The sequence below is a fragment of the Pseudokineococcus sp. 1T1Z-3 genome (genome assembly GCF_037482365.1).
Lineage (GTDB): Bacteria > Actinomycetota > Actinomycetes > Actinomycetales > Quadrisphaeraceae > Pseudokineococcus.
In genome coordinates this window covers 14610-36785 of sequence record NZ_JBBHZF010000004.1, presented here as the reverse complement: position 1 = coordinate 36785, position 22176 = coordinate 14610, and the positions used below count along the sequence as shown (strand labels likewise).

The 22176-nt window shown below is 76.9% G+C and carries 18 protein-coding genes and 1 tRNA gene; 15 read left to right on the top strand and 4 right to left on the bottom strand.

The genetic code is table 11. The features are described 5' to 3' along the window. Positions 1-1307, bottom strand: a 1307-nt coding sequence (gene gndA, locus WDV86_RS02150; RefSeq protein ID WP_339565948.1) for an NADP-dependent phosphogluconate dehydrogenase, incomplete at its 3' end; no start/stop codon positions are given. A gap of 337 nt (positions 1308-1644) precedes the next feature. On the opposite strand from gndA, the gene WDV86_RS02145 reads away from it, so the two are divergent. After that, a complete protein-coding gene (locus WDV86_RS02145; protein ID WP_339565947.1) occupies positions 1645-3378 on the top strand; it encodes a histidine kinase N-terminal 7TM domain-containing diguanylate cyclase in 1734 nt (577 codons plus the stop codon). A gap of 253 nt (positions 3379-3631) precedes the next feature. Here the strand turns inward: WDV86_RS02145 and WDV86_RS02140 are convergent, their stop codons facing one another. After that, positions 3632-4954: an isochorismate synthase gene (locus tag WDV86_RS02140; protein WP_339565946.1), complete on the bottom strand. Its 1323-nt coding sequence runs from the start codon at positions 4952-4954 to the stop codon at positions 3632-3634. A 102-nt stretch (positions 4955-5056) separates the two neighbouring features. Here WDV86_RS02140 and WDV86_RS02135 point away from each other — a divergent pair, with 102 nt between their 5' ends. Continuing rightward, positions 5057-6826, top strand: a complete 1770-nt coding sequence (locus tag WDV86_RS02135) for a hypothetical protein (protein ID WP_339565945.1) — start codon at positions 5057-5059, stop codon at positions 6824-6826. Positions 6827-6955: 129 nt separating this feature from the next. Here WDV86_RS02135 and WDV86_RS02130 read toward each other — a convergent pair whose 3' ends face one another. Then, positions 6956-7618, bottom strand: a complete 663-nt coding sequence (locus tag WDV86_RS02130) for a DUF2231 domain-containing protein (RefSeq protein ID WP_339565944.1) — start codon at positions 7616-7618, stop codon at positions 6956-6958. 206 nt (positions 7619-7824) lie between these two features. On the opposite strand from WDV86_RS02130, the gene WDV86_RS02125 reads away from it, so the two are divergent. The 5 genes from WDV86_RS02125 (at position 7825) to WDV86_RS02105 (ending at position 14570) form a co-directional block, all read left to right on the top strand. Then, positions 7825-8556: a hypothetical protein gene (locus tag WDV86_RS02125; RefSeq protein ID WP_339565943.1), complete on the top strand. Its 732-nt coding sequence runs from the start codon at positions 7825-7827 to the stop codon at positions 8554-8556. Continuing rightward, positions 8553-10790, top strand: coding sequence for a YhgE/Pip domain-containing protein (locus tag WDV86_RS02120; protein ID WP_339565942.1), 2238 nt, complete (start codon positions 8553-8555; stop codon positions 10788-10790). Before WDV86_RS02125 ends, WDV86_RS02120 begins: the two co-directional genes overlap by 4 nt. Positions 10791-11033: 243 nt before the next feature. Continuing rightward, complete coding sequence (locus tag WDV86_RS02115; RefSeq protein WP_445262909.1) at positions 11034-13082, top strand: acyl-CoA dehydrogenase family protein; 2049 nt, start codon at positions 11034-11036, stop codon at positions 13080-13082. Positions 13083-13134: 52 nt separating this feature from the next. Beyond that, complete coding sequence (locus WDV86_RS02110; RefSeq protein ID WP_339565940.1) at positions 13135-13716, top strand: MarR family winged helix-turn-helix transcriptional regulator; 582 nt, start codon at positions 13135-13137, stop codon at positions 13714-13716. An 80-nt stretch (positions 13717-13796) separates the two neighbouring features. Beyond that, a complete protein-coding gene (locus tag WDV86_RS02105) occupies positions 13797-14570 on the top strand; it encodes a lysophospholipid acyltransferase family protein (RefSeq protein WP_339565939.1) in 774 nt (257 codons plus the stop codon). Positions 14571-14621: 51 nt separating this feature from the next. On the opposite strand, the gene upp is transcribed toward WDV86_RS02105, so the two are convergent. Then, entirely contained in the window at positions 14622-15257 is a 636-nt protein-coding gene (gene upp / locus WDV86_RS02100) for a uracil phosphoribosyltransferase (protein ID WP_339565938.1), read from the bottom strand. Between the two features lie 37 nt (positions 15258-15294). Here upp and WDV86_RS02095 point away from each other — a divergent pair, with 37 nt between their 5' ends. The 8 genes from WDV86_RS02095 (at position 15295) to WDV86_RS02060 (ending at position 22160) form a co-directional block, all read left to right on the top strand. Next, on the top strand, positions 15295-15909 hold the full coding sequence (locus WDV86_RS02095; RefSeq protein ID WP_339565937.1) for a tRNA adenosine deaminase-associated protein: 615 nt from the start codon (positions 15295-15297) through the stop codon (positions 15907-15909). A gap of 47 nt (positions 15910-15956) precedes the next feature. Then, positions 15957-16403: a nucleoside deaminase gene (locus tag WDV86_RS02090; protein WP_445262908.1), complete on the top strand. Its 447-nt coding sequence runs from the start codon at positions 15957-15959 to the stop codon at positions 16401-16403. 56 nt (positions 16404-16459) lie between these two features. Then, positions 16460-17584: a winged helix DNA-binding domain-containing protein gene (locus WDV86_RS02085; protein ID WP_339565936.1), complete on the top strand. Its 1125-nt coding sequence runs from the start codon at positions 16460-16462 to the stop codon at positions 17582-17584. A 79-nt stretch (positions 17585-17663) separates the two neighbouring features. Further along, positions 17664-17753: transfer RNA gene (locus WDV86_RS02080), tRNA-Ser, on the top strand. Positions 17754-17915: 162 nt separating this feature from the next. Beyond that, on the top strand, positions 17916-18992 hold the full coding sequence (locus WDV86_RS02075) for a calcium/sodium antiporter (RefSeq protein WP_339565935.1): 1077 nt from the start codon (positions 17916-17918) through the stop codon (positions 18990-18992). A gap of 152 nt (positions 18993-19144) precedes the next feature. Beyond that, positions 19145-20206 (top strand): iron chelate uptake ABC transporter family permease subunit, encoded by a 1062-nt coding sequence (locus tag WDV86_RS02070; protein ID WP_339565934.1) that lies wholly within the window; start codon positions 19145-19147, stop codon positions 20204-20206. Further along, on the top strand, positions 20203-21312 hold the full coding sequence (locus tag WDV86_RS02065) for a FecCD family ABC transporter permease (protein WP_339565933.1): 1110 nt from the start codon (positions 20203-20205) through the stop codon (positions 21310-21312). The genes WDV86_RS02070 and WDV86_RS02065 overlap by 4 nt, the downstream gene beginning before the upstream one ends. Next, positions 21309-22160 carry an ABC transporter ATP-binding protein gene (locus WDV86_RS02060; RefSeq protein WP_339565932.1) on the top strand — a complete coding sequence of 284 codons (852 nt, stop codon included), beginning with the start codon at positions 21309-21311 and terminating at the stop codon, positions 22158-22160. The genes WDV86_RS02065 and WDV86_RS02060 overlap by 4 nt, the downstream gene beginning before the upstream one ends. Positions 22161-22176: the final 16 nt, after the last annotated feature.

Genomic DNA, 22176 nt, shown 5'->3' with positions numbered 1-22176 from the left:
ATGCCGAGCGCGACGGCGCTGCTGACGACGCGCCGCCAGGAGTCCTGGGCGTCGGCGACGGCGGCGGCGAAGTAGTCGTCGAGCAGCAACGAGGCCAGGTGCTCGTCCTTGTCGTAGGCCTGCTTGATCCGGTCGAGGAAGCGGGCGCGGATGATGCAGCCGCCGCGCCAGATGGTCGCCATGGCGCCGCGGTCGACGTCCCAGCCGTACTCGGCGCTCGCGGCGGTGATCTGGTCGAAGCCCTGGGCGTAGGCCACAACCTTCGAGGCGTACAGCGCCTCGCGGACGGCGTCGACGAAGCCCTCGGCGTCGCCACCTTCCAGCCGGGTCCCCGACGGACCGGCGAGGCCCTTGTCCAGCACCGCCTTCCGCTGGCCGGCGGCGCCGGAGAGCGCGCGGGCGAAGACGGCCTCGGCGATGCCCGTGACGGGGATGCCGAGGTCGAGCGCCGACTGCACCGTCCAGCGACCGGTGCCCTTCTGCTCGGCCTGGTCGACGACGACGTCGACGAAGGGCCTGCCTGTGCTCGCGTCGGTGTGGCGCAGCACCCGCGCGGTGATCTCGACGAGGAAGGACTCGAGGTCGCCGGTGTTCCACCGCTCGAAGACGTCGCCGATCTCCGCCGGCTCCATGCCGAGGCCGGAGCGCAGCAGGTCGTAGGCCTCGGCGATGAGCTGCATGTCGGCGTACTCGATGCCGTTGTGCACCATCTTGACGAAGTGCCCGGCGCCGTCGGGTCCGACGTAGGTGCAGCAGGGCGTGCCGTCGACGTCGACGGCGATGCTCTCCAGGATCGGGCCGAGCGCCTCGTAGGACTCCTTCGAGCCGCCGGGCATGATGCTCGGCCCCTCCAGCGCGCCCTCCTCGCCGCCGGAGACGCCGGTGCCGACGAAGTGCAGCCCGGCCTCGCGCAGGGCGGCCTCGCGGCGGCGGGTGTCCTCGAAGTGGGCGTTGCCGGCGTCGACGACGATGTCGCCCTCCTCCAGCAGCGGCGTCAGCTCGTCGATGACGGCGTCGGTCGCGGCGCCCGCCTTGACCATGACGATGACGCGGCGGGGCTTGGCGAGGGAGGCGACGAAGTCCTCCAGCGAGTGCGAGGGCCGGAAGTCGCCCTCGTCGCCGTGCTCGGCCATGAGGTCGTCGACGCGAGAGGCGCTGCGGTTGTGCACGGCCACGGCATGACCGTGCCGGGCGATGTTGCGGGCCAGGTTGCGGCCCATGACGGCGAGCCCGGTGACGCCGATGTCGGCGAGCTCGCCGGGGTCTGGCGTGGCGGACGTCGGCGTCGCGGTCGTGGCGGTGGCCATGCGGTCTCCCGGGGTTGCAGAGGGTCGGGGTTGCAGGGGTCGGGGTTGCAGCGAGCAGGTGCTCAAGGGGAAGGGTCTGGTGTGCCGGTCCTGCGTCTGTCTCGCTCCTGGGTCCCTCTCGGTCTGGTCTCTCTCGCTGGGGGCCGTCGGCCAGACGCCGCCGGCCGTCACGATCGTGCCCGACCGGAGGCCGGCGCGCACCGACGACGTCGCCCCGACCGGCGCGTCGCGACTGGTGCGTCCGCTCAAGGTCGCCCCCTGCCCTGACGACGGAGAAGCAGGAGATGGGACGACCTGGGCGGTCACGGGGGGAGGGCCGCGAGGAGAGGAGGCCGCGGTGGCACCTGTCGTGCTGGCGACATGCCTGCTCGCGGCGGCGGTGACGGCGAGGACGGCGGTCCTCGTCGGCCGGCGGCGTGACACCGGTCAGGTCGCCGTCAGCCTCACCGTGCTCCTGTGCGGCGTCACTGCGTGGTGCGTGCTGGCGGGGGTGCGGGCGCTGCCGCTCCCGCTGCTCGTCGAGCGGGTGCTCGACGTGCCCTTCTTCCTCTCCGTCTGCCTGTCGGTCGCCCTGATCGTTGTCTTCGTGCACGTCAGGTCCGGGCGGCCCGTGACGCGCCGGCTGGTGGCCGTCCTCTCGGTCGAGCCGGCACTGGTCGCGCTGGCCCTCCTCCTCGACCCGTGGCTGCACGTCTTCTACGCCGAGGTCACCGTGGTGGGCGACCCGCCCGTCCGGGTCGACGAGTACGGGCCCGGCTTCTGGGTGCACGCCCTCTACAGCTGGGGGCTGGTCGCCGGGGCCACCGCGGTCACCTGGCGGACGCGCCGCCGGGCCACCGGCGAGCTGCGCCGCCAGGGCACGCTGCTCGTCGTGGCGTCGGTCGTCCCCGCCTCCGTCGACGTGCTGTCCGTGGTCTTCAGCGACGCGACCGCCTCCCTCCCCCTGACCCCGCTCGCCTTCGTGGTGACGGGTGTGGTCTTCACCCTCGCCACGGTGCGTCAGGACCTGCTGCAGCTCGTGCCCGTGGCGTGCGCGCAGGTCGTCGACACCCTCTCGGACGCCGTGTGGGTCCTCGGGACGCACGGCCGCGTCGTGGACGCCAACCCCGCGGCGCTCGAGCTGGTCTCCTCGCTGCGCCCCGGTGGCCGCCTCGACGTCCACGCCGCGGCCGGGGGTGACCTGCCGCCCGAGCTCGTCGGCCCGGGCCGCTCGAGCGGTGACGTCGTCGTCGCGCTGCCAGGCGGGCGCGAGCTCGACGTGCGCACCCGCGACGTGCGCGCGCGCTCCGGCCGCCTCGTCGGCCGGGTCGTCGTGGCCCGCGACACGACTGCCCAGCGGACCGCGCGCCGACAGCTGGAGGAGGCGAACCTCCGGCTGGAGGCGCACGTCGCGACCATCGAGACGCTCCGGGCCGCCCTCGAGGTCGAGGCCGCGCAGGACCCGCTGACCGGGCTGCTCAACCGCCGGGGTCTCTGGCCGCTGCTGCGGGCCAGCCTGCGGACCCGCGACGAGGGTGGACCGGAGCCGCGAGGCGCCTGCGGGGAGCGGCCGGTGACGGTGGTGCTCCTGGACCTGGACCACTTCAAGCACGTGAACGACGTCCACGGGCACGGTGTGGGGGACGACCTGCTGGTCGACGTCGCCCGGCGGCTGCGTGCGGCGGCGTCCGGGCACCCGGTGGCCCGGTGGGGCGGCGAGGAGCTGCTCGTCCTGCTGGAGGGCGTCGCCGCGGAGGAGGCCGAGGCGGTCGCCGACCGCCTCCGTCGGGCGTGCGGGCGCGCGTCCGTCGAGCTCCCGGACGGGACGTGCGTGCGTGCCACGGCCAGCGCCGGCGTCGCGACCTGGCCGACGTCCGCCACCAGCGCCGAGGAGCTGCTGCTGCGGGCCGACGAGGGCCTGTACGCGGCGAAGGCCGGCGGGCGGGACCGGGTGGCGTCGGCGCCTCCTTGGCTCGGCGAGGTCCCCGCCCAGCGGCGCGCGTCACGTGACGCGTTGGGCGAAGCCAGGGCGGGACGCGCCGACCGGCAGGTCGACGTCAGCGCGTGCCGGAGCGGATCAAGGCGGCCTTGACGGGCCGGGGCATTGCCTCCCATGTGTCGCTGATGCCCCATGTGCCTCCAGCGACCTCCGTGTTGGCGCAGTAGGCGACTTCCTCGTCCCACTCCGTACGCATCCGCGCCCTTCGGCCCCAGGAGAGCACTCGTGCACGTCAGTCCTCGAGGGCTCCGGGGCGCGACCCGAGACCTCGACCGCCCAGGTAGACGCCCTCGCTCCCAGCGAGACGTCATTGAAGAGTGTGTCGAGACTCGAGCACCTGCGCCCTCTAAGCGCCGAGCGCCGAGCGCAGGAGGGCGAGCTTGGCGCTCGTCTCAGCGAGCTCGGCGTCGGGGTCGGAGCCCGCGACGATGCCGGCACCGGCGTGCAGCCGCACGGACGAGCCCTCGACGACGCCGCAGCGGATGGTGACGGCCCACTCGCCGTCGCCGGTGGCGTCCTGCCAGCCGACGGCGCCGGCGTAGAAGCCGCGGTCGACGGTCTCCAGGTCGGCGATGGCGGCGCGCGCCGCGCCGTCGGGGGTGCCGCCGACCGCGGGCGTCGGGTGCAGGGACTGCGCCAGGTGCAACGACGTCGTCGCGGGGTCGGCGGTGCGCCCGCGCAGCCGCGTCGCCAGGTGCCAGAGCGTCGGCGTCGCGACCAGCTCGGGCTCCGCCGGTACGTCGAGCTCGGCGCACCAGGGGGCGAACGAGCGCGCCATCGCCTCCACGACGAGCGCGTGCTCGCGGCGGTCCTTCTCCGAGGCCAGGAGCGCGCGGGCCCGTGCCGCGTCCTCCTCGGGGTCGGGCGAGCGGGTGGTCGACCCGGCGAGCGGCGTGGCGAGGACCTGCCCGCCGCGCAGGGCGACGAGCAGCTCGGGGCTCGCGCCGACGAGCGTCCGGAGGCCCCGACCTTCCTCGGGGGGCAGCGGGACGGCGAAGACCCGCGCCTCCTCGTCGTGGCGGGCGAGGGTGGCGACGAGGGCACCGACGTCGACCGGGGCGTCGGTCGTGACGTCGAGGGCCCGGGCCAGGACGACCTTCTCCAGCGTCCCGTCGGCGAGCAGCCCCAGGGCGCGGCGGACGGCGTCCTCGTACGCGGGCTCCGGGGGGACCGCCGTCTCGGCCTGGACGGTCGTCCCCGCCACCGGTCCCGCCCCCGCCCGCGGCAGCCGCCCCGCGCCGCGACGGACCGAGTGGGGCCGGACCAGCGCGGCTGCGCCGCCGACGGCGAAGGGGAGCGCGCCGACGACGAGGACCTCGGACGCCGGGGCGCCGCCCACCTCGACGACGGCGCGCAGGCGGTCGGCGACGGCACCGGGCAGCTCGTCCGTCCACGGCAGCTCCACCCGCTCGGCCACGCCGCGGGCCAGCAGGGTGCCGGCGGGCGAGGACCACAGCGTGTCCTCGCCAAGGCGCAGGGCGGCGAGCAGGTCGGCCGGGCTCGCGGTCGGCCCCACGCCCGGGGGGGCGGGAAGGCCGGTGCGGGGGCGCGAGGCCCGGGGGTCGGCCTGGGGGCTGCTCGTGGCGGCGGGGCCGTCGTCGGGCTCCCGGGGCTGGCCGACGGCAGCGCCGGGACGTCGCTCCCGGGTCGTGCCCGTGCCCCTGCTCACGTGCCCATCATCTCCCCGGTCCCGCGCTGCCCGGGCCCCGGGGGCGGGGGTCCGCCGCCGGTGGGCCTGCCACGGTCGGTGCCCCGGGTTAGCGTCGACGGCGTGGAGCCTCCCGTCGCCCCCCGGCCCGGCCGTCCCCGAGCGGCGGCGTCCGGGCGCCCGCGGGGCCGGGCCGCGGCGGCCGCAGCCCTGGGTCTCGGGCTGCTGGCCGGCTGCACCTCGGGCGACGGCGCGGAGGGCGGCGCGGACGAGGGCGGCGGCTTCTTCGGCGGCGACGAGCCGCAGGTCGAGCTGGCGAGCCTCCCGGCGGTCTCCGTCCTGGGTGGTGGGGGTGACACCTCGGTCCCGGCCAGCACGGCCTTCTACGACGCCTCGCCCGTCGTCGTCCTCGTCGACGACGTGGCCGACGTCACCTCTGCCGCGGCCCGGGCCGAGGAGCTGGGCGTGCCCGTCCTCGTCGTCGACGCCCCGGCGCCCGAGGCCACCCCGACGGACGGCGCCAGCGGCCCGGCGCCCGGGCCCAGCGCGGCCGGCGACGACGCGGGCCCGGCCGAGAGCCCTCCTGGGGGTGCGGCCGAGCAGGGCGGCGCCGAGGAGCTGGACCCCGCGGAGGGCCTCGGCGGTGACGGGCCGGGGGCCGGCGCCGGGCCACCCGCCGCCGCTGGGGCCGCGACGGACGCCGTCGCCGCGGAGGTCGAGCGGCTGGGCGCCGAGCAGGTGCTCGCGGCCGACCCGCTGTCGCTGGCGTGGGCGCAGGAGGCGCTGGACGCCGACGTCCTCGACGCCGCGACCGCCGACGTCGACGCCCCGGCACGAGGTGACGAGCCGTCGGACGAGGAGACGTCTGGCGGCGGCGTCGTGGCCCTCGGCACCGGGCAGCCCGCCGACCTGGCCGCCGCCGCCACGGCCCGTGCCGCCGGGGCGCAGGTCCAGGAGGTCCCCGGCGGGGACCCCCGCGTCGACGGGGCGGTCGTCGAGCGCCTGTCGACGGCGTCGCCGTCCTCGGTCGTCGGCCTGTCGTCGGCCTTCGGCGACGTCGACCTGCTCACCTCGCGGATGGACGTCGTCGCCACCGGCTACCAGCTGCCCGGTGGTGGGCAGGTCCCCTTCCCGGGACGGCACATGGTCGCGCTGTACGGCTCGCCGGGGGTGCCGGCGCTCGGCGTCATGGGCGAGCAGCCCGTCGACGAGGCGGTCGAGCGCGCCCGTCAGGTGGCGGCCGGGTACGAGGAGCTCGCCGGCGACCCCGTCGTGCCCACCTTCGAGATCATCACGACCGTGGCGTCGGCCTCGGCGGGGCCGGACGGGGACTACTCCACCGAGCTGGACGTCGAGCTCATCCGGCCGTGGGTGGAGGCGGCGGGCGAGAACGACATGTACGTCGTCCTGGACCTGCAGCCCGGCCGCACCGACTTCCTCACGCAGGCCCGGCGCTACGAGGAGCTGCTCACCGAGCCGCACGTGGGGCTGGCGCTGGACCCGGAGTGGCGGCTGCGACCCGACCAGGTGCACCTGCGCCAGGTCGGCCAGGTCGGCGTCGACGAGGTCAACGCCGTGGGGGACTGGCTGGCGGGGCTGACGGCGGCCAACGACCTGCCGCCGAAGGTCTTCCTGCTGCACCAGTTCCAGACCCGGATGATCACCGAGCGCGAGCTGCTCGACATGTCCCACGACGAGCTCGTCCCGCTCGTCCACGCCGACGGGCACGGGACGCCGGGGCAGAAGCTCGACACCTACCGGGCGCTCCAGGTGGACGCGCCGCCCGGGATGCGGTGGGGCTGGAAGAACTTCTACGACGAGGACGTCCCCACGATGTCGCCGGCCGAGACGATGGCCGTCGACCCGGTGCCCGACCTCGTCTCCTACCAGTGACCCGCGTCTCCCGGACTTCGTAGCCCTTCTCCGCCGGGAGGGGCGCCTGCGGCGTACTTCGTAGCCTTTCTCCGCTGAGGGAGGCTCCGGGGGTGGACCTCGTGGCCATCTTCCGCCCGAGGCCGGGCGTCAGGTGCGGTGCGGGCTGCTGAGCTCGCGGGCGGCCGGGTCGTCGGCGAAGGCGGGGTCGCGGGTGCCGATGTCTCGGGCGACGGAGAGGTGCCCGCCGAGGTAGCCGCCGACGGCCGCGAGGGCACCGCCCGCGACGGCCAGGGCGACGCCGCGGCCGTGCCCGGAGTCGTGCCGGCGGACCCACCAGGAGGCGACGTAGAGGGCGAAGGACGTCCCGTTCGCGGCGGCGTGGACGTAGCCGACGCGCTTGTCCCCGCCGCTCGTGCCGATCCACTCGGCCGTGCCGGTGAGGAAGGTCGGCAGCGCGCCCAGGCACCCGAGCCCGACGAGCAGGCGCGCGGCCGGGCGTGCCGCGCGTCCTCCGACGGCGTCGAGGGCGGACGCCGACAGCCACGCCCCGATGGGGACGTCCGTCATCGGCGGGTGGACGGCGTGGCCCACCTGCCGGCCCCGCAGCAGCGCGAGCAGCGGAGGTGAGGCCGTCAGCCCCTTGGCCGCGAGGCGCTGCTCGAGGTCAGCCGTGGTGTCGAGCCAGGTGGCGGACTCGACCTTCTGCACGGCGCGCACGGGCCACGGGCGGGGCACGCTCGCCGGCCCGCCCTCGGTCGTCTGGGACCCGGTCGCCTGGGACCCGCTGGCAGGAGCTCCGGTGGTGGTCATGAGCTGTCCTCCCCGGGCGCCCGCCGACGGGGACCCTCGAGGTCCCACTGTGCGCGCGCCGCGCCGCCCCCGCGCGGTGGGGGACCGGCGACGGGTGACGGGCGCTCGGCCCGGGAGGGGGGCGCGTCGGGGCGCTGTCGGCGGGCGCCCGTACCGTCGACGCTCCGCCGGGTGCCGTCGGCGGAGATCAGGCGGGGAGCGCGCAGATGGAGATCGAGGCCCAGGACGTCGGCGTGGAGGCGGGCGGGGCGGTGCTGCTGGTGCCCACGGGGGTGCTGGTGGCGCCCGGTCGGCGCACGCTCGTCGCGACCGACGCCGGGCAGGACCTCACGGCGCCCACCGCGCTCGCGCTCGTGCTGACGGGCCGGACGACGCCGACGCGCGGACGTCTGCTGGTCGACGGGCACGACGTCGGGCTCTGGGGCCGCGACGACCTGCGCCGGGCGGGCGCGCTGGTCGACGCGCCCGGTGTCGACGAGCCCGAGCCTGTCCTGCCGCTGCGCGCGGTCGTCGCGGAGGACCTGCGCGCCGCGGGCCTGGCCGCCTCCGCCCAGGAGGCCCGCGCATGGCTCGCCGCGGCGGGGCTCGAGGGGTGGGGCCACGTCCTCGTGCGCGACCTGCCGCCGTCCGTCCGCACGCGGGCGCTCGCCGAGCTGGCCGCCGCTCGCGAGGGCGTCGAGGTGCTCGTGCTCGTCCGCCCAGACCGGGCCGGCGGGGACGCCGGCGAGGCCGGCGGCTGGTGGGACCTCGCCGGCGAGATGGCCTCCCGCGGCCTCGGTGTCGCCGTCCTCGTCGCCCGCGCCGAGGTGGCGCTGCTGGCGGGGGCGGGCCTGCTGGCCGACGGCGACCTGCGGGCGGCCGCCGGCGTCGGCCGAGCCACCCGCCCGCCCGACCTGCCCGCCCGCCCCACCGAGCTCGCCGTGGAGACGACGCTGTGACTCTCGACCTGCCTGGCTCGCCTGCCCCCGAGGGCCGGAGGCGCCGGCGCGCCGGCCCCGGCCCGACCGTCGCGACGTCGGGCGCCGCGGCGCGGGCCGAGGTCGCGCGCCTGCTGGCCACCCGGACGGGCCGCCTCGCCGTGGCTGCCCTCGCCGTCGTCCCGCTGCTGTACGCCGGGCTCTACCTGTGGGCCAACGCCGACCCCTACGAGCGCCTCGACCAGGTGCCCGCCGCCGTCGTCGTCGAGGACGAGGGGGCGAGCACCGGAGGGGTGCTGCTCTCGGTGGGCGCCCAGCTGGCGAGCGACCTGGAGTCCGGCGGCACCTTCGACTGGGTCCGGACCGACGCGGCCGACGCCGCCGAGGGCGTGCGCAGCGGCCGCTACGAGGCATCCCTGCTCGTCCCGGCCACCTTCTCGGCCGACCTCGCCTCCGTGCAGGAGGCCGTCGCGGCCGGTGACCCGCAGCCCCCGCGTCGCGCCCAGCTGCAGCTGACGACCAACGACGCCACGAGCTACATCGGCCGGACGGTCGCCGAGCGCGTCGTCGCGGCCACGCGCCAGGCCGTCGTCACGCAGGTGGGGGAGCAGGCGTCGTCGTCCTTCCTCGTCGGCTTCTCGACGATCAGCCAGCAGCTCGTGACGGCGGCCGACGGCGCCGGGGCGCTCGCCGACGGCCTCGGCCAGGCGAGCGACGGCGCCGACGGGCTCGCCGAGGGCAGCGCCGCCCTGGTCGAGGGCCAGGAGGCGCTCGCCCAGGGCGCCGACGCCCTGGCGACCGGCGCCGGCGCGCTCGCGCAGGGCACCGGCGCCGCCGTCGCGGGCGTCGACCAGCTCGTGGCGGGCGTCGGGGCGCTCGACGACGGCGCGCAGGCGCTGGCGGGCGGGCTCGACCAGCTGGAGGGTGCGACCGCGGCGCTGCCCGAGCAGACCCGCGCGCTGGCCGACGGCGCGGCCGCCGTCGCCGACGGCAACGCCCAGGTGGCCCAGACCGCCGAGGAGCTGGCGACGGCGTCCGCCGAGGTCGTCGACGGGCTCGACGAGGCGCGGGCCGGGCTCGCCGCGCAGCTCGTCGACCTCGGGCTCGACGACCAGCAGGTCGCGGCCGTGCTGGCGCAGGCCGACGAGCTCGTGGCCCCGGTGCGCGACGCGCAGGGCCAGGTCGAGCAGACCGACGCCGCTCTGGGGGCGTTGGCGGAGGGGTCCGCGCAGGTCGCGGCGGGCACGCAGGCCCTCGCCGAGGCGGCACCGGGCCTGGCGCAGGGCATCGCGGGCGCCTCGACAGGTGCGTCGGCGCTCGCGGAGGGCACTGGCCAGCTCGCGGACGGCGTCGGGCCGCTCGCGGCGCAGGCTCGCCAGCTCGACGACGGCGCCAGCGCGCTCGCGGACGGGGCGCAGCAGCTGGCCGGCGGCCAGGACCAGGCCGTCGAGGGCTCCCGCGCGCTCGCCGAGGGTGCCGGTGCCCTGGCGACGGGCGTGCAGCAGGCGCAGGAGGGGGCCGCGGCGCTGCGCGACGGGCTCGTCGAGGGCGCGGGCGGCGTCCCCGACCTGTCCGACGCCGAGCGCGAGCAGGCGGTCGGGGCGATCTCCGACCCCGTCGTCACGACGAGCGCCAACCCGGCGCAGGTGGGCAGCTACGGCGCCGGCCTCGCGCCCTTCTTCCTCGCCCTGGCGCTGTGGATCGGCGGGTACGTGCTCTTCCTGGTGCTGCGGCCGCTGTCGCGACGGGCGAGCGCGGCCGGTCGCCCGGCGCTCGGCGTCGCCCTCGGCGGGTACGGGCCGGCGGCGCTGTTCGGCGTCATGCAGGCGGTGCTCGTGTGGGTCGCCGTCGTGCTGGTCCTCGGCATCGAGCCGGCCTCGCCGGTCGGGCTGCTGGCGGTGCTGCTGCTGACGTCGGCGGCCTTCATCGCGGTGGTGCACGCGCTCGTGGCGTGGTTCGGGCTGCCGGGGCAGTTCCTCGGCCTCGTGCTGCTGGTGCTGCAGCTCGTCAGCTCGGGCGGCACCTTCCCGTGGCAGACGCTGCCGGCCCCGCTCGCGGCGCTGCACCAGGTGCTGCCGATGGGCTACGCCGTCGAGGCGCTGCGCACCCTCGTGGCGGGCGGTTCGGCGGCGCCGGTCTGGCAGGCCGTCGCCGTCCTCGGCGGCTACCTCGTGCTCGGGCTCGCGGCGTCGACGCTCGCGGCGCGGCGCGCCCGGGTGGTCTCGCCGGCGGCGCTGCGTCCTGCCCTGGGCTGAGCCGCAGGGACCGCGTACAGTGGTTACTCGCCGGTAACTTACGGGTCGACGTCGACCCGGCCGGGGGCGCGGGGCGCGAGCCCGGGCCCGGCGCGAAGGAGGCACGCGGTGACGACGACGACGAACACCCCGGTCCAGGCGGGCGCGCGTCCGGAGGAGGCCCGCGGCCGCCGCGGCCGTCGCCCCGCCCGGCGCGGCGCGGACGAGGAGCGCCGGGAGGGCGCTCGGCCCGCGCGCGAGCACCTGCCGAGCGGGGTCTCGGCCGCCGACCTCACCGAGGTGCTGGCCGGCCGGTGGGGCTGGGTCCGCGACGAGGCGAGGGCGCACCTGCCCGACGCGCTCTTCCGCACCGACCCGCACGCGCCGATGGACGTCTACCGCGACGAGGTGCTCGACGTCGTCCGCGCGGTCGCCGCGACGGGGTCGACGGCGCACGGGTTCCCCACCGCGGTAGGCGGCGGCGGCGACGTCGGCGCGAGCGTCGTGCAGTTCGAGATGCTCGGGTTCGGCGACCTGTCGGTGATGATCAAGTCCGGCGTCCACTTCGGGCTCTTCGGGGGCGCCGTCACGAGCCTCGGCAGCGAGGACCACCACCGCCGCTACCTGCCCGCCACCATCGCCGTCGAGCGCGTCGGCTGCTTCGCGATGACGGAGACCGGGCACGGGTCGGACGTCGCGAGCATCGAGACGACGGCCGTGTACGACCCGGCCACGCAGGAGCTCGTCCTCACCACGCCCCACGAGGGCGCCCGCAAGGACTACATCGGCGGTGCTGCCCGGCACGCCCAGGTGGCGGCGGTCTTCGCCCAGCTGGTCACGGGCGGGCCGGGCGAGGAGCCGACGGGCCGGGGCGTGCACTGCCTCGTCGTCCCGCTGCGGGACGACGCCGGGGCGCTGCTGCCCGGGGTCGAGGTCGAGGACGACGGCCCGAAGGCGGGGCTCAACGGCGTCGACAACGGACGGATCCGCTTCACGGCGGTGCGGGTGCCGCGCGCCGACCTGCTCGACCGGTTCGCCCGCGTCGCCCCCGACGGCACCTACTCCAGCGACGTCCAGAGCGCCTCGCGCCGGTTCTTCATGACGCTCGGCGCGCTGGTGCGGGGCCGGGTGTGCATCGCCGCCGGGGTGGGGGCCGCGACGCAGCAGGCGCTGGCCGTCGCCGTCCGGTACGGCCTCACGCGTCGGCAGTTCGCGCGGCCCGGCGCCGACGGCACGTCCGAGGAGGTCGTGCTGCTGGACTACCGGGCCCACCAGCGGCGGCTGCTGCCGGCGCTCGCGACGACGTACGCGCTGCAGCTGGCGATGAACGAGCTGACCGGGCGCCTGCACGACGTGCAGAGCGCGCCGGGCGAGGTCGACGAGGGCGAGCAGCGCGAGCTCGAGACGCGCGCCGCGGGGCTCAAGGCCGTGGCGACGTGGCACGCGACGTCGACCATCCAGACCTGCCGTGAGGCGTGCGGCGGCGCCGGCTACCTGGCCGTGAACCGCCTGCCGCAGCTGAGGGCCGACACGGACGTCTTCACCACCTTCGAGGGCGACAACACGGTGCTGATGCAGCTCGTCGGCAAGGGGCTGCTGACCTCCTACGCCGAGGACTTCGGCGAGATGGGCACGTGGGGCACGGTGCGCGCCGTCGCCGACCAGGTGGTCGACCGGCTGGCCGAGCGGTCCACCGCCCGCGTCACGCTGCAGCGCCTGCGCGAGGCCGTGCCGGGCAGCGACGACGCCGACCTGCGTGACCGGGGCTGGCAGATGCGCCTGCTCGTCGAGCGGGAGGCGCACCTGCTGGTCGGCGTGGCCCGCCGCCTGCGCCGGGCCAAGGCCCCGGGGGCCGACGCGGGTGCCGTCTTCAACGACGCCCAGGACCACCTCCTCGCGGCGGCCCGGGCGCACGTGGACCGGGTCGTCGTCGAGGCGCTCGTCGCCGCCGAGGACGCGTGCGAGGACGACGCCGTCGGCGAGCTGCTCGCCCGCGTCGGTGACCTGCACGTGCTCGCGACGATCGAGCGCGACCGCGCCTGGTACCTCGAGCGTGGCTGGCTGACGCCGGGCCGCAGCAAGGCGGTGCTCGCGACGGTCAACGAGCTGTGCGAGGAGCTGCGCCCCGACGCGCGGCTGCTCGTCGACGGCCTCGGCATCCCCGAGCGCTGGATCACCGCGCCCATCGCCCACGGGCAGGTGGGCCAGCCGAGCGGCGACGGCGGCGGGCGCACGTCGACGGGCGCGCAGGGGGCTCCCGCCGGCGGCAGCGCCGCCGCCGCCGTCGAGCGGGTGCCGGTGCAGGCGGGGTAGGGCGCACGTCGTCGCGGGTCGCGCCCGCGGACGGCGCGCCATGATGGGGGCCATGAGCGCGGACGGGTCGACGGGTGAGGGCGTCGCCCCGCAGCAGCCGCGCTGGCTCGACGCCGACGAGGACCGCACGTGGCGCGACCTCGTGGCGATGACGCAGCTGCTCCACGTCAGCCTGGACCGGCAGATGCGGGCCGAGGCGGGGATGCCGCAGACCTACTACACGGTCCTCGCGATGCTCTCCGAGGCGCCGGGACGGCAGCTGAGGATGAGCGAGCTCGCGGCCATCACGTCGTCCTCGCCGAGCCGGATCTCCCACGCCGTCACGCGCCTGGAGGAGAAGGGGTGGGTGTGCCGCTCGAGGGCGGCCGAGGACGGGCGCGGCGCCGTCGCCACGCTGACCGACGCCGGCTGGGCGGTCCTGCGGGCCACGGCACCGGGGCACGTCGAGCAGGTGCGCAGGGTCCTGCTCGACCCGCTCAGCCCCGAGCAGCGGGGCCAGCTCGGGGAGATCTGCCGCGCCGTGCTCGTCGCGCTGGCCGAGAGCCCGCACGGGGCCCGGCGCCCCGACGGCGCCGAGGTGTGCGCGCAGGACTGCGCCGAGGTCGGGACGGGCTGCGACGCCGACGCGTCCTGACGCCACCGGCCCGCAGGTCCGTGACGACCGAGTGCTGGTCTGGCGACGGGCGCGAGGCGGTAGGCGTCTACTGTCCGCGGGTGCGCAGCCCGGCAGGAGACCCCGCCCGTCCCGGACCTCCGCGCGACCTCGTCTACCCGCCGGTCGTCCGCCTGGCGCTCGGGGCGTTCCGGGCCTTGGGCATCCGCACCCGGCTCACCGGCCTGGAGCACGTGCCGGCGACCGGCGGCGCCGTCCTCGCCAGCAACCACGTGGGCTACACCGACTTCATCTTCGCCGGCCTCGCCCCCTGGCGCGCCCACGGTCGGCTGACGCGGTTCATGGCCAAGGAGAGCATCTTCCGCCACCCCGTCGCCGGACCGCTCATGCGCGGGATGCACCACATCCCGGTCGACCGCGCCGCCGGCTCGCAGTCGCTGCGCGTGGCCCTGCGTGCTCTCGGCCGGGGGGAGGTCGTCGGGCTCTTCCCCGAGGCGACCATCTCGCAGTCCTTCACCGTCAAGCCCATCAAGTCGGGGGCGCTGCGGATGGCGGCCTCGGCGAGGGTGCCGGTGCTGCCGACGGCGGTGTGGGGCACCCAGCGCCTGTACGGCAAGGGGACGCCGAAGGACCTGACCCGCGGGCAGACCGTCTCGGTCGCCGTCGGCGAGCCGCTCCACGTCACGCCGAAGGACGTCGAGGAGTGCGCCGTCGAGCTCCGGCGCCGGATGCAGGCGCTCCTGGACGACCTGCAGCGCCACCACCCCGACCTGCCGTCGGCGCCCCCGGGCGCGTGGTGGCTGCCGGCCCACCTCGGTGGCAGCGCCCCGACCCCGGCCGAGGCGGGTGAGGACGAGCGCCGCCGCGGCTTCTGACCCGGCCCCTCGTCGTCGACGTGCCGGGGAGGGGCGCAGCGGCGCGAGCGGTCAGACGACGCCGTAGAGGCGGTCGCCGGCGTCGCCGAGGCCCGGGACGATGTAGCCGTGCTCGTCGAGGCGCTCGTCGACGGCGGCGGTGACGACACGGACGCGGTCGTCGTCGCCGACCGACGCGCGCAGGGCCTCCAGGCCCTCGGGGGCCGTCAGCAGGCAGATCGCGGTGACGTCGTCCGCTCCGCGCTCGAAGAGGTAGGCGACCGCGGCCGCGAGGGTGCCGCCCGTCGCGAGCATCGGGTCGAGCAGGTAGCACTGGCGGCCGGAGAGGTCGTCGGGCAGCCGGTTGGCGTACGTCGTCGCCTGCAGGGTCTCCTCGTCGCGGACCATCCCCAGGAAGCCGACCTCCGCGGTCGGCAGCAGCCGGGTCATGCCGTCGAGCATGCCCAGGCCCGCCCGCAGGATGGGGACGACGAGCGGCTTGGGCGCCGCGAGCGCCGTCCCGGTCGTCGGCGCCACCGGCGTGGTGACCTCGACCTCGACGGTGCGGACGTCGCGGGTCGCCTCGTAGGCCAGCAGCATGACCAGCTCGTCGGCGAGCTGGCGGAACGTCGGGGAGTCGGTGCCCCGGTCGCGCAGCACCGTCAGCTTGTGGGCGACGAGCGGGTGCTCGGCGACGTGCAGGCGCATGGCGTCGACCCTAGGCCGTAGGCCACCATCTGACCCCATGTCCTACTTCACTGCCGTCATCACCTGCGAGCAGGGCGCCTGGCGCGCCCACGACGTCGACATCGAGGACGTCACCGACCTCGACGACCTCGCCGACGTGCTCCGCGGGGTGGCCCCGGGCGGCGGCAGCGCGCTCGCCGTCATCGAGCACGAGGACGAGTGGTTCGCCGTCGCGCGCCTGGACGGCGACGACCTCGCGGCCGAGGAGGACGTCGACGAGGACGTCCGGCTCTTCGTCTCCGACCTCGCGGCGTCCCAGCGCAGCCACTACGGCGACCTCGTGGCGCCGGCCGCCGAGACGGAGACCGAGCTGGGCGACGAGCCGGAGGAGGCGCCCGTCGAGGTGACCGACCCGGCCGGCAGCACGCAGGGCCCGGTCGCCCAGGCGGCCGCCGCCGCCCCGGCCCCGGCCGACGACGAGGAGGACGAGCCCGACCAGCAGACCCCGGGGCTGGCCGCGTGGGCCGGTGACCCCGACCTGCTCGCGGACCTCGGCGTCGCCCGCTCGCGCCTCATCGAGATCACCGAGGACACCCTCGAGGACCCCGACACGGCCCTGGCGCAGATCGGTGCCGGCTGCGGCTTCGACGAGCTGCTCGAGGCGCTGCGCTGACAAGCCGGGCCGCGCCACCGGTCCCACCACCGGGCTCGCCCGCGCACCTGGACGCGCTGGTTGGGCTGGCCCTCGACGTCGCCCGGCGCACGCCGCCGGGCGACGTGCCGGTGGGCGCCGTCGTGCTCGGGCCCGACGGGGCCGTCCTGGGCGAGGGCACCAACCGGCGCGAGGCGGACGGTGACCCGACGGCGCACGCCGAGGTGCTCGCCCTGCGCGCCGCCGCCCGTCGGGCGGGGTCGTGGCGCCTCGCGGGCTGCACCCTCGTCGTCACGCTGGAGCCGTGCGCCATGTGCGCCGGCGCGCTGCTGCTGGCGCGCGTCGAGCGGCTCGTGCTGGGGGCCTGGGACCCGAAGGCGGGCGCGACGGGCTCGGTGCTCGACGTCGTGCGGGACCGGCGGCTGCCGCACCGCGTCGAGGTCGTGGGCGGGGTCCGCGAGGAGGAGTGCGGGGCGCTGCTGCGGACCTTCTTCGCCGCGCACCGGACGGGGTGAGGGTGCAGCGGCCGGACGTCTGGACCGCGGCGGGCCAGCTGCGGTAGGAGAGCAGCGTGACGGCGGTGCAGGTCAGCGCGAAGGAGGTCTCGTTGCTGCGCCTGGCCGCGCAGCGGCTCGCCGGGCCCCCGGAGGCCGGCCCGGTCGACGTCGTCCGGCACCTGCTGGCGCTGCAGGGCCAGGACCTGCGCGGTGCGCTCGTCGCGACGGCGCTGCGGGCCGGGCTCGCGGGCACCGGGGCGCTCGACGTCGTGCGGGACGCGATGGCTGCGGGGGAGGTCGTCCGCTCCTGGCCGATGCGCGGGACGCTGCACCTCGTGCCGGCCGAGGACCTCGGGTGGCTGCTGGCGCTCACGGCGGAGCGGACCCTCCGGGGCGCCGCCGCCCGCCGCCGTGAGCTCGGGCTCGACGACGCCACCCTGGACCGCGGCCGGCAGGTGCTCGTCGGCGCGCTGGAGGGCGGCCGGGCGCTCACCCGTGAGGCGGCCGTGGCCGCGCTCACCGAGGCCGGGGTGCTCGACGGGCCCGGCGGCCGCGCCTACCACCTGCTCTTCTCCCTGGCCCAGACCGGCGACGTCTGCTGGGGGCCACCCGTCGACGCCCCCGCGGACCTGCCGTCGACGACCCGGGCCTCGGACGATCAGCGCCTCGTGCTCCTGGCGGAGTGGGTGCCGCGCCCGCGCACCCTCGAGCGCGAGGAGGCCCTCGGCGAGCTCGCGCTGCGCTACCTGAGGAGCCACGGCCCGGCGTCGGTCGCCGACCTCGCGCGGTGGTGCGGGCTCCCCCTGGGGGAGGTGCGCACCGGCGTCGCCCTCGCCCGCCCGGCGCTGGAGGTGGTCGGGTGCGACGGCGTCGAGCTGCTCCTGGACCCGGCCACGCCCGAGCGCCTGGCCGCCGCCCGTGCCCACGCCCGGCGCCCGCGGCTGCTGCCGGGCTTCGACGAGATGGTGCTCGGCTACGCCGACCGCACCGCGACGCTCTCCCGCGAGGACGAGCGGCTCGTCGTCCCCGGCGGCAACGGCGTGTTCGCCCCGACCGTCGTGGCCGGTGGCCAGGCCGTCGGGACGTGGAGGCGCTCGACCCGGCGCACGGGCCCGCCCGTCGTCGCGACGCCGTTCCGCACGTTCACCGCCGCCGTCGAGCGCGCGCTGCCGGCGCTCGCCGAGGCGCTGCCGCGCTGAGGCCGACACCGGCCGGGCGACGTCGCACGGCCTGCAGCCGGTTTGGGACCTCCCCGGGCCCGCCGGTACTGTGCGCGGCGGTGGCGTGTCCGAGCGGCCTAAGGAGCGCGCCTCGAAAGCGCGTGAGGGGGCAACTCCTCCGTGGGTTCAAATCCCACCGCCACCGCCACGTCGATGACGTCGGGACCCCCGTCGGGCGCACGCCCGGCGGGGGTTTCGTCGTCCCGGGCCGGGGACAAGGCGCTGGGCCGGGCGCGGCGGGCGCACCCAGCGCGTGCCGCGTCGCCGGTCCAGCAGCGCGCCGGGACCTCCCGACCGGCAGGATCGCCGCGTGCTCGTCCTGCTGCTCGTCCTCGGCCTGGTCCTGCTCGTCGTCGGCGGGGAGGCTCTCGTCCGCGGGGCCGGGGGCCTGGCCCGGGCCTTCGGGCTCTCGCCGCTCGTCATCGGCCTGACCGTGGTCGCGGCGGCCACCAGCGCCCCCGAGCTGTCCGTCACGCTGACGGCGACGCTCGACGGCGCCCCCGGCCTCGCCGTCGGCAACGTCGTGGGCAGCAACATCGCCAACGTGCTGCTCGTCCTCGGGGCGGCGGCGCTCATCGCCCCCCTCGTCGTCGGCCGCTCGACGATGCGCGTCGACCTGCCCGTCGTCGTCGCGCTCAGCGTGCTGACGTGGGTGCTCACCCTCGACGGCACGGTGAGCCGGTGGGAGGGCGGGCTCCTGCTCGTCCTGCTCGTCGCCTACGTCGTCTACTCCGTCGTGGCCTCGCGCGCGGCGAGCGGTGGCGGCGAGGAGGAGACCGCACCGGGCGACGGCAGCCGCTCGAAGGCCTTCACGCTCGTCCGCGACGCCGTGCTCGTCGCCGTCGGGGTCGGGATGCTCGTCGGCGGGGCGCAGGCGCTCGTCTTCTCGGCCAGCGCGATCGCCGCCGACCTCGGCGTCAGCGACCTCGTCGTCGGCCTCACCGTGGTGGCCATCGGGACGTCGCTGCCCGAGCTCGCGACGTCCGTCGTCGCCGTCGCGCGGGGGCACACCGACCTCGCCATCGGCAACGTCGTCGGCAGCAACCTCTTCAACATCGGCACCGTCCTCGGCACCACCGGCCTGCTGACCCCGGGCGGCGTCCCCGTCGAGGCGAGCTCGGTCCGGGTCGACCTGCCGGTCATGATCGCCGTCGTCGTCGTGCTCATGGTGCTCGCCTTCGCCGCGAACCGGCTGTCCCGGCGCGACGGTCTCCTGCTGCTGCTGGGGTACGCGGCCTACCTGGCCTACCTCGTCCTCGACGCGCGCGGCAGCGACGTCCTCGGCGCCTACCTGCAGGTCCTCGGCGTCGTCGGCGCGCTCGCCGTCGTCGCCATGGTCGCCGCCGTCGCGCTCGAGGTGCGCGGACGGCGCCGCGTGCGCGCCTGAGCGCCGCCTCGGACGTCGTCGCCCCTCGCCGCGCCGGACGGCGGGGGTAAGGTCAGGCTCACCTGCTCGCGCGGGACGCCGCGCCGTCGACGCCCCGGAGGACCTCGTGCCGACGCCCTCCAGCTCCTCCGGCCGGCGCCCGGACACCGCGCGTGGCTGAGGCGTCGGCGACGTCCGCCCCCACGTCGAGGACCGCGCGAGGGGGTGTCGCCGCCTCCAACGCCCGGCGCGGAGCTGGCCTGCTCGTGGCCCTGGCCGTGCTGGTCGTCGCCGTGCTGGCCAGCATCGCCGTGGGGTCGCGGCAGATCCCGGTGCCGGTGGTGCTCGACGCGCTCTTCTCCTACGACCCGTCGGTCGACGACCACGTCGTCGTGTGGCAGCTGCGCGTGCCCCGCACCGTGGTCGGGCTGGCCGTCGGCCTCGCCCTCGGGGCGGCCGGTGCGCTGGTCCAGGCGCTGACCCGCAACCCGCTGGCGGAGCCCGGCCTCCTCGGCGTCAACGCCGGCGCGGCCTTCGCCGTCGCCCTCGGCGTCGCCGTCTTCGGGGTCACCCGGGTCGAGGCCTCGGTGTGGTTCGCCTTCGGCGGCGCCCTGGCGGTGACGGTGGCGGTCTACCTCATCGGGTCCACGGGCCGCGGCGGCGCCGACCCGGTGCGCCTGGTCCTCGCGGGGGTCGCACTGGGGGCCGTGCTGCAGGGCGTCACGACGGGCCTGGTGCTGCTCGACCCCCGGGCCTTCGACCAGCTGCGGGCGTGGAACGCCGGCTCGCTCGTGGGCCGGGACCTCGACCTGCTGCTCGGCGTCCTGCCGTACCTGGCCGTCGGCGTGGTGGTCGCGCTGCTCGCCGCCCGCCCGCTCGACGCCATCGCCCTCGGGGAGGACCTGGCCGCTGCCGTGGGGGCGCCCGTCGCCGTCACGCGCGTGGGCGTCGTCCTCGCCGTGACCCTGCTCGCCGGGGGTGCGACGGCGCTGGCCGGCCCGATCTCCTTCGTCGGCCTCATGGTGCCGCACGTCGCCCGGTGGGTCGTGGGGCCCGACCAGCGCTGGATCCTCGCCTACGTCCTCGTCCTCGCCCCCGTCCTGCTCCTCGGCTCCGACGTCCTCGGCCGCGTGCTCATGAGCCCGGGCGAGGTGCCGGTCGGCATCGTCACCGCCTTCGTCGGAGCACCCGTGCTGGTCCTCCTCGTCCGACGGCACCGGGCGAGCGGGCTGTGAGCGCCGTCCGCGAGCACGCCGCCCCGCCGGTCGGCGAGCACCGAGGACGCACGCCCGACCGCCCCCGCGTCGACCCCGGGCACCGCGTCCTGCGGGTGCGAGCCGGGCGGCTGCAGGCCCGGGTCCCGGTGCGGACGCTCCTCGTCACCGCCACCCTCGGCGGCCTCACGCTGGCGCTGGCGGTCGTCGGCCTCGGGGTCGGCGACGTCGACCTCCCGCCGGTGCAGGTGCTCTCGGCGCTGCTCGGCGGCGGGGAGGACCTGACGCGGCTCGTCGTCGTCGAGTGGCGTCTGCCGCGGGTGCTGGCCGCGGTGGTCTTCGGCGCCGCGCTCGGCGTCTCGGGTGGCATCTTCCAGTCCCTGACCCGCAACCCCCTGGCCAGCCCGGACGTCATCGGCTTCGCGGCGGGCTCCTACACCGGCGCCCTGCTCGTCGTCGTCACCGTCGGCGGCGGCTACGCGCTGGTGGCCGGCGGCGCGCTCGTCGGCGGCGTCCTCACCGCGGCGGCGGTGTACCTGCTCGCCTACCGCCGAGGGGTCGCGGGCTTCCGGCTCGTCGTCGTGGGCATCGGCGTCTCGGCCATGCTCGGCAGCCTCAACACCTTCCTGCTCCTGCGGGCCGACCTCGAGGTCGCCCTCAGCGCGGCCACCTGGGGGGCCGGGACCCTCAGCTCGACCGGGTGGAGCCAGGTGCTCGTCGGGGGCGCGACCGTCCTCGTGCTGCTCGTCGTCGTCGCGTCCCGGTCCGGCGACCTGCGCCAGCTCGAGCTCGGGGACGACGCCGCCCGCGCCACGGGCGTGCACGCCGAGCCGGCCCGGCTCGTCCTCGTGGTCGCCGGGGTGGCCCTCGTGGCGGCCGTGACCGCCGCCGCCGGGCCCATCGCCTTCGTCGCGCTCGCCGCGCCGCAGATCGCCCGGCGGGTCATGAGGACCGCGGGCACCACGCTGGTCGGGGCGGCCGCCGTCGGCGCGCTCGTCCTCCTCGCGGCAGACCTCGTCGCCCAGCACGTCCTGCCGACGACGCTGCCCGTCGGCGTCGTCACCGTCGTCGTCGGCGGTGCCTACCTGGTGTGGCTCCTCGTCCGCGAGGCGAGGCGACGCTTGTGAGGCGCCCGACCACCGACCCCCCGGCCGGCCAGGAGGGCCCCGAGGGCACGGGCGAGGCCCGCCTCGTCGTCCGCGACGCGACCATCGGCTACGACGGCGTCACGATCTCCGAGGGCCTGACCGTGGAGATCCCGCCCGGCTCCTTCACGGTGGTCGTCGGGCCCAACGCCTGCGGCAAGTCGACGTTGCTGCGGTCGCTCTCGCGGCTGCTCGCGCCGAAGGCCGGCGAGGTGCTGCTGGACGGCAAGGCCATCGGCACCTACCGGGCCCGGGAGGTCGCCCGGCGGCTGGGGCTGCTGCCGCAGTCCTCGCTCGCCCCCGACGGCATCACGGTCGCCGACCTCGTGGCCCGCGGCAGGTACCCCCACCAGGGCGTCCTGCGGCGCTGGAGCGACGACGACGAGCGAGCCGTCGCCGAGGCCATGGACTGCACGGGGGTCACCGACCTGTCCGGCCGGCTGGTCGACGAGCTGTCCGGCGGGCAGCGCCAGCGCGTCTGGGTGGCCATGGTGCTGGCCCAGGAGACCGGGCTGCTGCTGCTCGACGAGCCGACGACCTACCTCGACATCGCCTACCAGATCGAGCTGATGGAGCTCTTCACCGACCTCCACCACGAGGGCCGCACGCTCGTGGCGGTGCTGCACGACCTCAACCACGCCGCGCGGTACGCGACCCACCTCGTCGCGATGCGGGACGGGGAGGTGGTCGCGCAGGGGCCGCCCGAGGAGGTCGTCACCGAGGAGGTCGTGGGCGACGTCTTCGGGCTGCGCTGCGTCGTCGTGCCCGACCCCGTGACCGGGACCCCGACCGTGGTGCCGCTCCGCAAGGAGCGGAGCCCGCGCGCGTGAGGGCGCTGACGGCGAC